This is a genomic window from Thalassospira sp. UBA4513, from assembly GCF_002388495.1.
Classification (GTDB): domain Bacteria; phylum Pseudomonadota; class Alphaproteobacteria; order Rhodospirillales; family Thalassospiraceae; genus Thalassospira; species Thalassospira tepidiphila.
In genome coordinates this window covers 6,035-19,822 of the sequence record NZ_DGMR01000007.1, presented here as the reverse complement: position 1 = coordinate 19,822, position 13,788 = coordinate 6,035, and the positions used below count along the sequence as shown (strand labels likewise).

At 56.2% G+C, this 13,788-nt stretch carries 12 protein-coding genes; 9 read left to right on the top strand and 3 right to left on the bottom strand.

The annotated features are described in order from the left end of the window. The first annotated feature begins 58 nt into the window (after nucleotides 1-58). The 9 genes from cysD to B2T33_RS02410 all read left to right on the top strand — a co-directional run bounded on the left by cysD (nucleotide 59) and on the right by B2T33_RS02410 (nucleotide 12,612). Nucleotides 59-964: a sulfate adenylyltransferase subunit CysD gene (cysD, locus tag B2T33_RS02450; RefSeq protein WP_197147131.1), complete on the top strand. Its 906-nt coding sequence runs from the start codon at nucleotides 59-61 to the stop codon at nucleotides 962-964. After that, nucleotides 964-2,883, top strand: a complete 1,920-nt coding sequence (gene cysN / locus B2T33_RS02445) for a sulfate adenylyltransferase subunit CysN (protein ID WP_286791060.1) — start codon at nucleotides 964-966, stop codon at nucleotides 2,881-2,883. The genes cysD and cysN overlap by 1 nt, the downstream gene beginning before the upstream one ends. A 159-nt stretch (nucleotides 2,884-3,042) precedes the next feature. After that, on the top strand, nucleotides 3,043-3,855 hold the full coding sequence (locus tag B2T33_RS02440) for an ImuA family protein (protein WP_286791059.1): 813 nt from the start codon (nucleotides 3,043-3,045) through the stop codon (nucleotides 3,853-3,855). Then, the gene (locus B2T33_RS02435; protein ID WP_414716628.1) at nucleotides 3,767-5,401 is read left to right on the top strand and encodes a Y-family DNA polymerase; all 1,635 of its coding nucleotides are present in this window, start codon (nucleotides 3,767-3,769) and stop codon (nucleotides 5,399-5,401) included. Before B2T33_RS02440 ends, B2T33_RS02435 begins: the two co-directional genes overlap by 89 nt. Nucleotides 5,402-5,405: 4 nt before the next feature. Continuing rightward, on the top strand, nucleotides 5,406-8,780 hold the full coding sequence (locus B2T33_RS02430; protein ID WP_286791057.1) for an error-prone DNA polymerase: 3,375 nt from the start codon (nucleotides 5,406-5,408) through the stop codon (nucleotides 8,778-8,780). Between the two features lie 118 nt (nucleotides 8,781-8,898). After that, the gene (locus tag B2T33_RS02425; RefSeq protein WP_286791056.1) at nucleotides 8,899-9,609 is read left to right on the top strand and encodes a GNAT family N-acetyltransferase; all 711 of its coding nucleotides are present in this window, start codon (nucleotides 8,899-8,901) and stop codon (nucleotides 9,607-9,609) included. Nucleotides 9,610-9,672: 63 nt separating this feature from the next. Then, nucleotides 9,673-10,608 carry a glucosaminidase domain-containing protein gene (locus B2T33_RS02420; protein ID WP_286791055.1) on the top strand — a complete coding sequence of 312 codons (936 nt, stop codon included), beginning with the start codon at nucleotides 9,673-9,675 and terminating at the stop codon, nucleotides 10,606-10,608. A 92-nt stretch (nucleotides 10,609-10,700) separates the two neighbouring features. Then, nucleotides 10,701-11,339 carry a CDP-alcohol phosphatidyltransferase family protein gene (locus tag B2T33_RS02415; RefSeq protein ID WP_008890448.1) on the top strand — a complete coding sequence of 213 codons (639 nt, stop codon included), beginning with the start codon at nucleotides 10,701-10,703 and terminating at the stop codon, nucleotides 11,337-11,339. A 169-nt stretch (nucleotides 11,340-11,508) separates the two neighbouring features. Next, on the top strand, nucleotides 11,509-12,612 hold the full coding sequence (locus B2T33_RS02410) for an ABC transporter substrate-binding protein (protein WP_197147120.1): 1,104 nt from the start codon (nucleotides 11,509-11,511) through the stop codon (nucleotides 12,610-12,612). A gap of 80 nt (nucleotides 12,613-12,692) precedes the next feature. Here the strand turns inward: B2T33_RS02410 and B2T33_RS02405 are convergent, their stop codons facing one another. From B2T33_RS02405 to B2T33_RS02395, 3 genes are all read right to left on the bottom strand, one after another. Next, a complete protein-coding gene (locus B2T33_RS02405; RefSeq protein WP_008890446.1) occupies nucleotides 12,693-13,040 on the bottom strand; it encodes a hypothetical protein in 348 nt (115 codons plus the stop codon). Between the two features lie 97 nt (nucleotides 13,041-13,137). Further along, complete coding sequence (locus tag B2T33_RS02400; protein WP_286791054.1) at nucleotides 13,138-13,410, bottom strand: GIY-YIG nuclease family protein; 273 nt, start codon at nucleotides 13,408-13,410, stop codon at nucleotides 13,138-13,140. A 159-nt stretch (nucleotides 13,411-13,569) separates the two neighbouring features. Next, on the bottom strand, nucleotides 13,570-13,788 hold a 219-nt coding region (locus B2T33_RS02395), incomplete at its 5' end, for an SDR family oxidoreductase (protein ID WP_286791053.1).

Genomic DNA, 13,788 nt, shown 5'->3' with positions numbered 1-13,788 from the left:
TATAAACACTAAATTATGTGTTGATTGCCACAGTTATGATTGATCGGCAGGAAAGAGAATGCAGCCTAATCTGACCCATCTCCGCCAGCTTGAGGCAGAGAGTATCCACATCATCCGCGAGGTGGCGGCATCGTTCGAGCGGCCGGTGATGCTTTATTCCATCGGCAAGGATTCATCAGTTCTGCTGCATCTGGCGCGCAAGGCGTTTTACCCGGCCCCGCCGCCCTTTCCATTGATGCATGTCGACACCACCTGGAAATTCCGCGAAATGATCGAATTTCGCGACCGGATGGCGGCTGAATACGGCTTTGATCTGATTGTTCACATCAATCAGGACGGTGTGGAGCGCGGCATTGGCCCGTTCACCCATGGATCGAGCCTGCATACTGATGTCATGAAGACGGAATCGCTTAAACAGGCGCTGAACAAATACAAGTTCGATGCCGCCTTTGGCGGTGCGCGGCGTGACGAGGAAAAGGCTCGTGCCAAGGAACGCGTGTTTTCCTTCCGCACCGAAACCCACCGCTGGGATCCGAAAAACCAGCGCCCGGAATTGTGGGATATCTATAACGCCCGGATCAACAAGGGTGAAAGCATCCGTGCTTTCCCGATCTCGAACTGGACCGAGCTTGATATCTGGCAATATATCTATCTTGAGCAGATCCCGATTGTGCCGCTGTATTATTCCGCCAAACGTCCGGTGGTCGAACGCGACGGCATGCTGATCATGGTCGATGACGACCGTATGCCGCTTAATCCGGGCGAGACCCCGGAAATGAAATCGGTGCGTTTCAGGACCCTTGGCTGCTACCCACTCACCGGGGCGGTTGAGTCCGAGGCCGCCACCCTGCCCGAGATTATCCAGGAAATGCTTTTGACCCGTTCAAGCGAACGTCAGGGCCGCATGATTGACCACGACCAGGCCGGGTCGATGGAGAAGAAGAAGCAGGAAGGCTATTTCTGATGTCACACAAGTCTGATTTGATCGCCGATGATATTCTCGGCTACCTCAAGGCTCAGGAAGAAAAAAGCCTTCTGCGTTTCATCACCTGCGGCAGCGTGGATGACGGTAAATCGACCCTCATCGGGCGTCTGCTTTGGGATTCCAAACTGATCTTTGAAGATCAGCTGGCCGCCCTTGAATCAGATAGCCGCAAGGTTGGCACCCAGGGCGGCGAGATTGATTTCGCCCTGCTGCTTGATGGTTTACAGGCCGAACGCGAACAGGGCATCACCATTGATGTTGCCTATCGTTTCTTCTCGACCGACAAGCGTAAATTCATCGTCGCCGATACCCCCGGCCACGAACAATATACCCGTAACATGGCAACCGGTGCCTCGACCGCCGATGTTGCCGTGATCCTGATTGATGCGCGCAAGGGGATTCTGACCCAGACCCGCCGTCACAGCTTCATCACATCCCTTTTGGGCATCAAGCATGTGGTGCTGGCCGTCAACAAGATGGACCTGATCGATTATGATCAGGCCAAATTTGATCAGATCGTTGCCGAGTATCTGAAATTCGCCGAGCAGCTGAACTATAGCTCGATCACCGCGATCCCGCTTTCGGCCCTGCGTGGCGACAACATGATCGAGCCGAGCGCGAATACGCCCTGGTATTCCGGCCCGACGCTTCTGGCCCATCTTGAAGATGTGCAGGTCGAACAGGATGCGATTGAAAAGCCGTTCCGTTTGCCAGTGCAGTGGGTTAACCGCCCGAACCTTGATTTCCGGGGCTTTTCCGGCACCATTTCATCAGGCCGCGTCAAACCGGGTGACGAGGTTGTCGTCACCGCATCGGGTCATACCAGCAAGGTCAAGGACATCGTCACCTTTGATGGCAACCTGGATGTTGCCATTGCCGGTCAGGCGATCACCCTGACCCTTGAAGATGAAATCGACATTTCGCGTGGCGACATTTTGGCGCATGCGGATGCCAAGCCCGACTTTGCCGATCAGTTCGAAGCCCGCATCATCTGGATGCACGAAGATCACCTTCTGCCCGGCCGTCCCTATCTGATCAAGATGGGCGCACAGGTTGCCAATGCGCAGATCAGCGACCTAAAATACAAGGTCAATGTGAACACGCTTGAACACGTGGCGGGCAAGACGCTTGAGCTTAATGAAGTCGGGATTGCCAATATCTCGGCCGACAAGGCGTTGGCGTTTGATCCCTATGATCAAAACCGTCATTCGGGCCGCTTCATCATTATTGACCGCTTTACCAACGCCACTGTTGGGGCGGGCATGGTCAACCATTCCCTGCGCCGTGCGACCAACATCAAATGGCAGGAAATGGACATCAACAAGGGGGCTCGTGCCTATCAGAAAGGCCAGAAATCGGTCATTCTGTGGTTCACCGGCCTGTCGGGTGCGGGCAAATCGACCGTTGCCAACCTAGTTGAGAAAAAGCTCCACGCCCTTGGCAAGCACACCTACACCCTTGATGGCGACAATGTCCGTCATGGCCTGAACAAGGATCTTGGCTTTACCGATGCCGATCGCGTGGAAAACATCCGCCGTGTGGGGGAAACCGCCAAGCTTTTTGTCGATGCGGGCGTGATCACGCTGGTGTCCTTCATCTCGCCGTTCAAAAGCGAACGCCAACTGGCACGCAGCCTTGTTGAGAAAGACGAGTTCATCGAGGTGTTTATCGACACCCCGCTTGAAGTCTGCGAACAGCGCGATGTGAAAGGCCTTTATAAAAAGGCCCGTGCGGGCGAGATCGCCAACTTCACCGGGATCGACAGCCCCTATGAGCGGCCGGAAAATGCCGAGATCACGGTCAACACATCCGATCAAACCGCCGAAGAAGCCGCAGAGGCGATTGTCTCCAAGCTTGAAGAATTCGGTGTTCTCGGGGCCTGGTTCCCGGAAATCTGATCTGACTCAGACATGCATTCAGGAAAACCCGGCATTTGCGAATGTCGGGTTTTCTTTTGCTTCAACCACATATCCCCGATCCTGAAAAACCCGATTGGATACGCCTTGACTCCTGTTCCGCTTTGACCACATAAAATAGAACAAAACAGGAACAATAAAATGTCAGACAGACGCATTCATCAGGCACGCGCAGCTTTGGCCCGGGCCGAGCAACAATGGAAAGTTCAGGTTTCCTGTCTGTCCGGTGGGCCAGATCGGGCAGACGGGGTAATTGCGCGTGCCTTTGGCGGCACGTTCCTGCGCGATCATATCAGCATCGGCGGCCTTGCCCCGATTGGCCTGCATGAAGTGTTGTGCGGCCATGATGATTGCGCGGCGTCCCTTTTGGCGTGGTATCTGGCGACATTGTCTGTGGATGCGCCCTCTGATGCCCCATTTGCCTCTCCACCCGGCAAGGGCATCTTCTGGATCCGGCAGCGTCGCGCGCTGGATCAGGGCGGGTTTTATGCCCTGTCCCTGCCGATGACGGCCCTTGAACCAGAACCGTTGATGATGACGGTGGATCAACAGGCCACCGCCCTTTGGACCTGCGAGGAAGTGGCAAAATCCGGTCAGGTCCGTGCGGTGATCATTGAAACCTCCGACTATGACCTGACCACGGCACGACGCCTGCAACTGGCCTGCGAAAGTGGCGGCACACGCATCATTGTTTTACGCCCGCTTGCCAGAAACGGGCGGATTCCGACCTCAAGCGCCTGGACGCGCTGGCAAATAACACCTGTAAACGCCTTGGAACCAACAGAACGACCAACAGGAAACGACCATCATCTCAGCCTGATCGGGGGACGCGGGGTCCGACCGGGAAGCTGGAAAGTCAAAACCGATGCAACAACGTTTTCTTTATCTGTGGCTGCCCCACTGGAAAACCGACTGTCAGAAGACAACCCCAAAGACAGGCACGCCCACGCCTGATCAGCCCCGCGATGCTGACAGTCTGAAAACTGCCCCACAGGCCTCAAAGCCACAAGCCCCCCCGCACGTGATCACGCGCAGCGACCACAAGGGCGTGCTCGTCTGTGGACTGAATGCAGCGGCACAAAAGGCCGGATTGCACGGTGGCATGCGCCTTTCTGATGCGCGCAGCATCCTGCCCGATCTTCAGGACAGCCCTGAAGAGCCTGAACTCTGCGATGGCAAATTTGCCCGACTGGTGCGCTTCATGGACCGCTATAGCCCATGGATTGCGCCAGACCGCGACCTGCATGCACATGGGCTTAATGGCGATGCGGGCCTATGGCTTGAAATCACTGGCGGCAGTCATTTGTTTGGCGGTGAAAGCACCATGATCACGCAAATCCTGCGCGACATGAAGGCCCAAGGCATTGCTGCCCGCACCGCCATTGCCGATACCGCTGGTGCCGCATGGGCCGCGGCCCGGTGTCATCCGGGCGCACCCAATGAGCGCATTTTGTCCCTGCCACGCGATCACGGAATTGCGGCCGGGTTTCCGGTATCGTGCCTGCGGCTGTCTGATGACATCAAGGCGGTTCTGTCGCGACTTGGCCTGAAACACCTTGGCGATATCACGCCGCTGCCGCGTGCCAATATCACCACCCGCCTTGGGCCAGATGTGTTGCATCGCCTTGATCAGTTTTATGGCCGCCTGCCCGAACATCTGAATTTCGAGCTGCCCGATGCCCCGTGGCTGATCAAACAGAACTTTGGCGAACCATTGGGGAGTGCAGACACGCTGGCACATGCGATTGAAAGCATGGTGGCGGACCTTTGCGCAAAGCTGCGCGATGAAAACCTTGGTCTTAGGCGGTTACTCGTCCGGTCCATTCGGGTCGATGGCCATGCCCATACCATCACGACCACAACCGGCACGCCCTGCCAGTCCGAAAGCCATATTTTGCGATTGCTCGCAGAAAAGATGCCCGGGGTGGATACCGGGTTTGGCATCGAACAGGTGATTGTCTATGCCCCCTGGGTCGAACATGTCGCCTTTCGCCAGGTCCGCCTTGATCGCAAACAGGAAGACAGCAGCGATCATATCGCCCTTGCCCAACTGCTTGATCGCATTGCCCATCATCTGGGACCCAAGGACATTTTGTATCGCCCGGCCCATCACGCCAGCCACCTGCCCGAACGGGCCGCCATCCGGCAATCGCCGACCGGGGCGGCCAAACCGGGCCGCCTGACCGACGCGCCCCTGCCCAAACGCCCGGTTCGGCTGATTGATCCGCCCGAACCAGTTGATGTTATGGAACGCAGTGCCAACGGCGCGCCAACAAAACTGCGCTGGCGCAAGATGATGATTGATGTTCTGCGGGCCGACGGGCCAGAGCGCATCTGCCCGGAATGGTGGAGCCATCTGGACCGGGATAATTACGCCCTGTCGCAGATGACACGCGATTATTTCCGCATTTGCGATCAGAAAGGCCGGTTGATCTGGCTGTTTCGCAGTGGCCATGCCGGGCAGGATATCTGGTCGGTGCATGGATTATTTGCCGGATGATGCCATGACCGAACAAACCAACAGCACCGACACCCCGACCTATGCCGAATTGCATGTCAGCAGCAATTTTTCATTTCTGCGCGGCGCATCGCATGCCGAGGAACTGGTTCTGACCGCCGCCACCAAGGGCCTGCATGCAATTGCGATCACCGATCACAACACGTTGGCCGGGGTGGTGCGCGGCCATACCGCCCATCGCACTTATGCCGACCGGTTGAGTTACATTGTTGGCTGTCGGCTGGACCCGATGGATGGGCCATCCTTGCTGTGTTATCCGACCGACCGTGCATCTTATGCCCGGCTGTGCAGGCTCCTCACCCTTGGCAAGCGCCGCGCGCCCAAGGGATCATGCGAGATTTATCTTGCCGATATCGTCACCCATGGCGAAGGGCTGCTGTTTATCGCCGTGCCGCCCCAAGTGCCGGGTGATGCCTTTCGCACTGAACTGATCAGTTTGAAATCGCATTTCGGAGATCGCCTTTGGCTGGCGGTTGGGCGGTTCATGGACGGGTTTGACACAGAACGCCTTGAGTTTACCGAAATGGTCGAGGCCGATCTTGGCATTCCGGCCGTGGTGACCAATGACGTGCATATGCATCTTAGGTCACGCAAACCATTGCAGGATGTCCTGACCTGCATTCGCCATCACTGCACGATTGAGGATGCGGGATACCGCCTGTTTCCCAATGGCGAACGTCATATCAAATCACCGCGTGAAATGGCCCGCCTGTTTCCGGGTCACCCGCACTGGTTGGCCCGCACCACCGAGATTGCCGATCAATGCACCTTCAGCCTTGATGAGTTGCGCTATGAATACCCCGACGAAAATGACGGATCGGGCGAAGGCACCCAGGAACGGTTGACCCGCCTGACCTGGGAAGGCGCGCATAAACGCTATCCCGATGGTGTGCCCGACAAGGTCAAAAACCTGATTGAGACAGAGCTTAAACTGATCGACGAGTTGGGCTATGCCCCCTATTTCCTGACCGTGCATGACATTGTCGCCTTTGCCCGGTCCCGGGGCATTTTGTGTCAGGGGCGCGGATCAGCGGCCAATTCATCGGTTTGTTTTTGTTTGCATGTCACCTCGGTCGATCCCAACAAGGTGGAATTGCTGTTTTCACGCTTCATCAGCAATGCGCGCAATGAACCGCCTGATATCGATGTCGATTTCGAACATGAACGCCGCGAAGAGGTTATTCAGTTCATCTATGAACGTTATGGTCGCGAACGGGCCGGGCTGACCGCCACGGTGATTTCATACCGATCGCGCAGCGCCATTCGTGATGTCGGCAAGGTGTTTGGCCTGTCGGAAGACACCATCGTCAAACTGACCAAAACCATCTGGGGATCCAGCAGCAAGGGCGCGCATGACAACATGATGCGCCAATCCGGCATTCATCCCGATGAACCGCGCCTGAAGGCGGTGCTCGATATCGCGGGCGAGTTGACGGGCTTTCCGCGCCATTTGTCGCAACATGTTGGTGGCTTTGTCATTACGCGCGGGCCGCTTTGTGAACTGTCCCCGATTGCCAATGCCGCCATGGCGGACCGGACCACCATTGAATGGGACAAGGATGACATTGATGCGCTGGGTATCCTTAAGGTCGATATCTTGGCCCTTGGCATGCTGACCTGCATCCGAAAGGCCTTGGATGAGCTGCGCACGCACAAGAACATTGATTACGATCTTGCGACCCTGCCCAAGGAAGACCGGGCGACCTATCGCATGTTGGAAAAGGCCGACAGTATCGGCACCTTTCAGGTGGAATCGCGCGCGCAAATGAGCATGCTGCCACGTTTAAAACCGCAAAGCATTTATGATCTGACCATTCAGGTCGCCATCGTCCGCCCCGGCCCGATCCAGGGCGGCATGGTCCATCCGTTTTTGCAGCGGCGCATGGGCCGCGAAAAGGTCGAATATCCATCCCCGGAACTCGAAGCCGTATTGAAACGCACCTGCGGTATGCCGCTGTTTCAGGAACAGGCGATGCAGATCGCCATTGTCGCCGCCGGCTATTCCGGCGGAGAGGCCGATAACCTGCGTCGTGCCATGGCAACGTTCAAGCGCACCGGCACCATCGGCGAACACCGGACCAAGTTCATCAATGGCATGCTGGGTAACGGCTATGACATGGACTTTGCCGAACGCTGCTTCAAACAGATCGAAGGCTTTGCCGATTATGGCTTCCCTGAAAGCCACGCGGCGAGTTTTGCCATTCTGGCCTATGCGTCATCCTGGCTTAAATGCCATCACCCGGATGTGTTTTTATGTGCGCTTTTGAATTCACAACCGATGGGGTTTTATGCCCCGGCACAGTTGGTTAATGATGCGCGCAATCACGGTGTGCGTGTGCTTGAAATCGATATCAATCACAGTTTCTGGGACAATCAGTTGGAACGCGAATTGGGCCGAACGGCGGGATATCATTCCGTGCGGCTTGGTTTTCGCCAGATCAAGGGATTTGGCGAGCTTGATGCCCTTGCCCTGATTTCCAATAGGCCCGCTGGCGGGTTTCAGGATGTCTACCTGATGGCGCGCCAGACAGGACTATCCCCCGCCGCGCTTGAAAAACTGGCCGAGGCTGATGCGTTCGGGTCACTGGGCTTATCAAGGCGCGAAGCGCTTTGGGCCGTGCGCCGGTTTGGCAAGGGCCGCAAGGCACCAGCAAGCCTGCCCCTGTTTGAGGCAGCCCAGAACTTTAACCACAATATGGGTGTCTCGGCCGAGTTCGGTGCAGAAGCGCCGGTGGATCTGCCGATCATGGGCCCGGGCGAGGAGATCATCGAAGATTACGCCAGCCTGCGTCTGTCGCTTAAGGGCCATCCGATGGCGATGCTGCGTGATGCATTGGGTGCCGCCGGGGTGTGTACCGCCAGTGATCTGCCCAATGTGCGAAATGGGGATCGTTTGACCCATGCCGGCTTGGCGATTGTCCGCCAGCGCCCCGGCACGGCATCCGGGGTTGTTTTCATAACCCTTGAGGATGAAACCGGCATCACCAACCTTGTGGTCTGGAGCAAGGTGATGGAACAACACCGCCGCGAAGTCATGACCGCCACGGTTCTGGGCGTGACCGGCAAATTGCAACGCGAAGACGGGGTGACGCATATCATTGCCGACAAGCTGGTCGATCTGAGCCATATGCTGCAATCCATGAGCGAGAACACAAAAATCGCGCGTGATGCCAACAACCATCCACGCAACCTGCGTTGGGCCAGCCCACGCACCGCCCTGCAAACCGGGGAAGCCGCATCACCCACAACATCGCGACCCGCCCCTAAACCGGAGGCTGATCTGGACCAGTTGAGCTCAAAACCGGAAACACCCACCGCCAGTCACAAGCGCCTTAAGATCGACAGCCATGATTTCCATTGATTGAGTGGCTGCCACGATTGGCACCATCACATTTGTAAAACTGGCACTGGAACAGAGGACCAATTCCAACCATCCTGCTGATCAGAAACCACACTTTATCAGACCAACAGGAACCACCATGACCACGCCCCACAAAGACATCTTTGGCAAACCCGTCGGCCACCCGGTTGAAAACTGGACCAGGTGCGCATTGCCACCGCGCAACGACATGATCGGCAACCACGTCATCGTAAGCCCGCTTGATGTTGCCCGCGATGCCACGCAACTGTTTGATGCCAACAGCAAGGTGCCTGATGGGTCACGCTTCGCATACCTTCCGACCGGACCGTTTGCCGATTTCACCGCCTACAAGGCCTGGCTGGATGGCATGAACGCCAGTAACGACCCGATGCTCCATACCATCATCGACAAGGCATCCAACATGGCCGTCGGCGTTGCCGCCTTCATGCGGATGGATGCCAACAATGGCGTGATCGAAATCGGCAACATCAATTATGCCCCGGCCCTTTCAAAGACCATTGGCGGGACAGAGGCGATGTATCTGATGATGAAGCGCGCCTTTGATGAGCTGGGCTATCGCCGCTACGAATGGAAATGCGATGATCAAAATGCCCCGTCGCGTGCCGCCGCCACACGGTATGGCTTCACCTATGAAGGCACGTTTCGCAACCACATGGTTTACAAAGGGCGCAACCGCGACACCGCATGGTTTTCCGTCATCGTTGAAGAATGGCCTGCCGTCAAGGCCGCGTTCGAGGCGTGGCTGGCACCCGATAACTTTGACGAGGCTGGAAAACAGCGCAAACGTCTTGAAGATTTTCGCCGTTAAACCCCAAAGCATGGTAGCATTCTGATCCTGCACCGATGTCAGGTCAGATCAGCGAGGCACACCATGTTTAAACGTGTCCTGATACGCACATTTTCCGTTCTGGCGGCTGCCACCTTTGGGATGGCCGCGGGTGTCCTTCCCGCTGCACGGGCGGATATCCTTCTGCCTACGCCCGACCAAAGCGACGTCATCCGCATTGAACTGAATGGCTATGAACAGCTTGAAAAGCTGTTTGAGGATCTTGGCTATACCGCAGAACGCTGGAACGCGGGGGAACGCACCGTTCCCCGGCTTTTCCTGCAAACCATCCCGACAAGATGGCGTGACGAACTTGCCGATCAACTGACGGTCACGGCCAAAAAACGCACATTTTTCCGGACACTCGGCCCGCTGACCCTGCTTGCGAACGAGGAAATCGCCCTGCAAAGCAGTGTCCTTCGCGATGCGATCCGCACCAACGACCTTTCGATCATTGCTGAGCTGGCCGAACAATACCGTGTTGAAACAGCCCCCGAAGACCCGGCAACCATCGTGGAACTTGAAAAACGCATCGCACCGGTTCCCCCGTCGCTTGCCATGGCGCAAATGGCCATCGAAAGCGGCTGGGGCACATCGCGCTTTGCCGCCCTTGGCAACGCATTGTTTGGTCAATGGACCTATGGCGGCGAAGGCATCACGCCCGAAGAACAGCGAAAGCACCTTGGTGATTACAAGATCGCGGCTTTTAAAACACCGTTCGGTTCGGTTCGAGCCTATATGATGAACCTCAATACCGGGTCGGCCTACACGGAATTTCGTGATTTGCGGGCCAGAATGATCGCCGATCAGGAACCCCTTTCAGGATCTGTCTTGGCCGAAACACTGACCCGATATTCCGAACGCGGCAGTGTCTATATCGAAGAAATCCAGGCGGTCATTCGACAAAACAAACTCAGCCCCGTTGATGACGCGGTGCTTGAAGAAAGCCCCTATTACCAACTGATCCCGTCCGGTGAATAGCCATCTCACCCGCCATCAACAAACTGGTGATTTTCATTCCATCGAACTTGCGCTTATAGTCGCTGTTTCAACGAGATAACCGGAAACACCAGATGTTTGATGCCCGCCTGCGCCCGCTGATTGATGTGCCGTTAAATGCGATTGCGCGTACGCTTTCGGGCACGGGCATTACGCCGAACTTCATCACCGGCGTTGGCTTTTTCCTTGGCCTGCTGGCGGCAGGCTGTCTTGTGCTGAAACTTGATTACGCAGCACTTGTTTTTATCCTTGGCTCACGGTTCATGGACGGGCTTGATGGCGCAGTTGCACGCCATGCCGCCCCACGGTCGCGCCATCCCAATGCAAAAAGTCAGGAAAGCGATCTTGGCGGTTACTACGATATCGTGTCCGACTTTTTGTTTTATTCGGGCATCATTCTGGCCTTTGCCATTGGCCGGCCGGAACATGCCCTGATGGCGGCGTTTCTGATTTTCTGTTTTGTCGGCACCGGGTCGAGTTTTCTGGCCTATGCGATCATTGCCGCCAAGCAGGGGCGCACGGATGGCGACGCCCAAGGCAAAAAGAGCTTCTTCTATCTGACTGGCATCACCGAAGGCAGCGAGACCATACTGGTCTTATGTCTTATTTGTATCTTCCCGGCCTCGTTTAACATGATCGCCGCCATTTTCGGTGCCTTGTGCCTGATGACCACAATGGGAAGGGTGCTGCAAGCCAGACGCGACTTTGGCTAGGATCGGGATTTGGGTTGGTGCGGCAAATATCGCAATATCAACCGCTTGAAACACATTCGGGGAACTGCCATATCGGATCTGTCGCCTTGTCGCTGACGATCATGACAGGATAAGGCAATAACAAAGGGCCAGCCTATCGGGCCGATCAAGAAAAACTGCAAGGAATAAAATGCGGTCCATCAGGTTTCTGTGCTCTGTCTTTGTCGGATGCTTCTTGCTGGTTGCCTGTGATCAATCAGGCCCGATCAAAATCGGTTTCATTGCCGGCCTGTCCGGCCCCGGATCGGATGCCGGAACGGACGCGCTTGATGCGTTGAAACTGGCCGCCCAACAGGTCAATACCGATGGCGGCATCAATGGTCGCATGGTGGAAATCATTCCGCGTGATGATCTGAAAACCCCGGAAGTGGCCCAAAATCACGTGCGCGAGCTCAAGCGTCTTGGCGTTGATGCGATTGTCGGCCCGATCATCAGTTCGATCGGCATGGCGATGCTGCCGGTGATCAATGAATTGGGTGTCGTGACCATTTCGCCTACGGTCTCTGCGGCCGACTTTGCCGGTTTTCGTGACAACCTGTTTCGCATGAACACCACGACGCGTGAAAATGCGCGCGCCTATGCCCGTCGCTATATCGATCAGGGCTATGAACGGGTCGCCCTTGCCCTTGATGGCCAGAACCAGGCCTTTACCGACAGCTGGTATCGCGAGTTCCTTCTGGAACTTGATGCCCTTGACGGGCGGGTCATCTCCAAAATCTGGATCAACACCGACAATATCACCCACGCCGAAGCAGCAAGCCAATTGTTGGCCGACGATCCCGACGCCATCGTTCTGATCACCAACAGCACAGACAGTGCGCAGATGGCCCAAGAAATCCGCAAGCTGTCATCAAGCATTCCGCTTGCTGTCTCAGAATGGGCCGGTTCACAGGCCCTGATAGAGGTCGGTGGCGAGGCGGTCGAGGGCGTGGAACTCGCACAGGCCTATGACCGTTATGACACCAATCCGCGCTTCCAGAAATTTGTCGCCGCGTTCAACGAAATGTTCGGTCGTCAGCCCGGCTATACCGCGGTTCTGGGCTATGACGCGGCGACCGTGCTGTTTGCCGCACTCCGTACCAAGCACCCGGATCAATCGCTTGCCGATGCGCTGACAAATCTGCCGCCGCAACAGGGGCTGCATCAGGAACTGGTGTTTGATGCCTTTGGCGATGGCAATCGCAACATCTATTTTGTGGCCATCCAGGACGGGAAATTCATCCGGGTCGACTAAAAAGGCACGTCATTGCCAAAACAAAAGCCCTGCAAATGCAGGGCTTTTTCGCATCAGGTTGGTACCGATATCAACCGATCCTAGTGATCGCTTTCCTCAAGGAAATGATCGCCAAGGCCGGTATCATATTCCATGCCTTCCTTGGTCAGAACGATGCTGGCCGGATAGCCTTCCTTGACCAGCCCCTTGCGGGCAAGTGCGACCCAGACAGCCGGGTTATCGAACCCGCTGGCATCGCGGGCGGCCACGGTGAATTTGCCAACATGAACGTGGTCACCATGAGCATGGGGGACACGCAAAAGCGTTGCTTCGCCGGTGGCCTCGTCAATCTTGCCCGAATTCGGATCCTTGGCAATCACCTGTGCAAGCACAAGCGTGCGCAGCTGCAGATTGTTAAGTTTCAGTGGATTTTTACGAACGAATGCCATGATCAGAGGTACCCTAGTTTGAATGCGTTTATTTCAAGGACATATCTGTCACTTGGCGCGATGATGCAAGTCCTGATTTGTGTCCAAATCAACCAGCCTATCCACCTGCCAGCATCCGGCGCAGCTTGCGATCGCGCTTAAGATGCCATTCCCGGCTCATCGCCTGCCCGAAGGTGCGAAACCGTTCGACATACACCAGTTCCCATTGCCGCCCGCGCGTCGTCTTGGCCCCCTTGCCGCTATTATGCGTGGCAAGCCTAGCCTCGACATCGGTCGACCAGCCAACATAGGTCCGGGGCAAAGTGGCCTTACCCTGCCCCGGCCTGAAATCACATTCGCGCAGCACATAAACAAAGGTGAATGACGCCATCTATGAACTCGCGCTATCGCCGTTGTTGCATCAGGTACCGGAATTCGTTTCATGCTGTGGCGAAAACGGCTGACTTTGAGAACCGGCGCGCAACGTACTTAAAGTACGTCAGCACCGGAAGCGCAAAAGCCAGCCGTTTGCAGACCAGCATGGGACGAATTAAAGCGTCGAGTTGAAGGCGCCACCATCAAGCAGGATGTTTTGCCCGACCATGAATTTCGCATGCTCGCTGCACATGAAGGCACAGGTCGCCCCGAAATCAAGCGGATCACCAAAACGTCCCGTGGGAAGACCCGCCTGGGTTTTGGTGCGCGCCTCTTCCAGCGAAATGCCTTCGGCCTTGGATTTGTTGGTCATCAGCGCATTGATACGGTCCGT

What these genes read in the sequence shown, in the direction of transcription:
- B2T33_RS02440 (WP_286791059.1), top strand. Translation starts at nt 3,043, where the DNA reads ATGTCAGACAGACGCATTCATCAGGCACGCGCAGCTTTGGCCCGGGCC.
- B2T33_RS02405 (WP_008890446.1), bottom strand. Translation starts at nt 13,040, where the DNA reads ATGGCATTCGTTCGTAAAAATCCACTGAAACTTAACAATCTGCAGCTG.
- B2T33_RS02410 (WP_197147120.1), top strand. Translation starts at nt 11,509, where the DNA reads ATGCGGTCCATCAGGTTTCTGTGCTCTGTCTTTGTCGGATGCTTCTTG.
- B2T33_RS02425 (WP_286791056.1), top strand. Translation starts at nt 8,899, where the DNA reads ATGACCACGCCCCACAAAGACATCTTTGGCAAACCCGTCGGCCACCCG.
- B2T33_RS02420 (WP_286791055.1), top strand. Translation starts at nt 9,673, where the DNA reads ATGTTTAAACGTGTCCTGATACGCACATTTTCCGTTCTGGCGGCTGCC.
- cysN (WP_286791060.1), top strand. Translation starts at nt 964, where the DNA reads ATGTCACACAAGTCTGATTTGATCGCCGATGATATTCTCGGCTACCTC.
- cysD (WP_197147131.1), top strand. Translation starts at nt 59, where the DNA reads ATGCAGCCTAATCTGACCCATCTCCGCCAGCTTGAGGCAGAGAGTATC.
- B2T33_RS02415 (WP_008890448.1), top strand. Translation starts at nt 10,701, where the DNA reads ATGTTTGATGCCCGCCTGCGCCCGCTGATTGATGTGCCGTTAAATGCG.
- B2T33_RS02400 (WP_286791054.1), bottom strand. Translation starts at nt 13,410, where the DNA reads ATGGCGTCATTCACCTTTGTTTATGTGCTGCGCGAATGTGATTTCAGG.
- B2T33_RS02435 (WP_414716628.1), top strand. Translation starts at nt 3,767, where the DNA reads ATGCAACAACGTTTTCTTTATCTGTGGCTGCCCCACTGGAAAACCGAC.
- B2T33_RS02430 (WP_286791057.1), top strand. Translation starts at nt 5,406, where the DNA reads ATGACCGAACAAACCAACAGCACCGACACCCCGACCTATGCCGAATTG.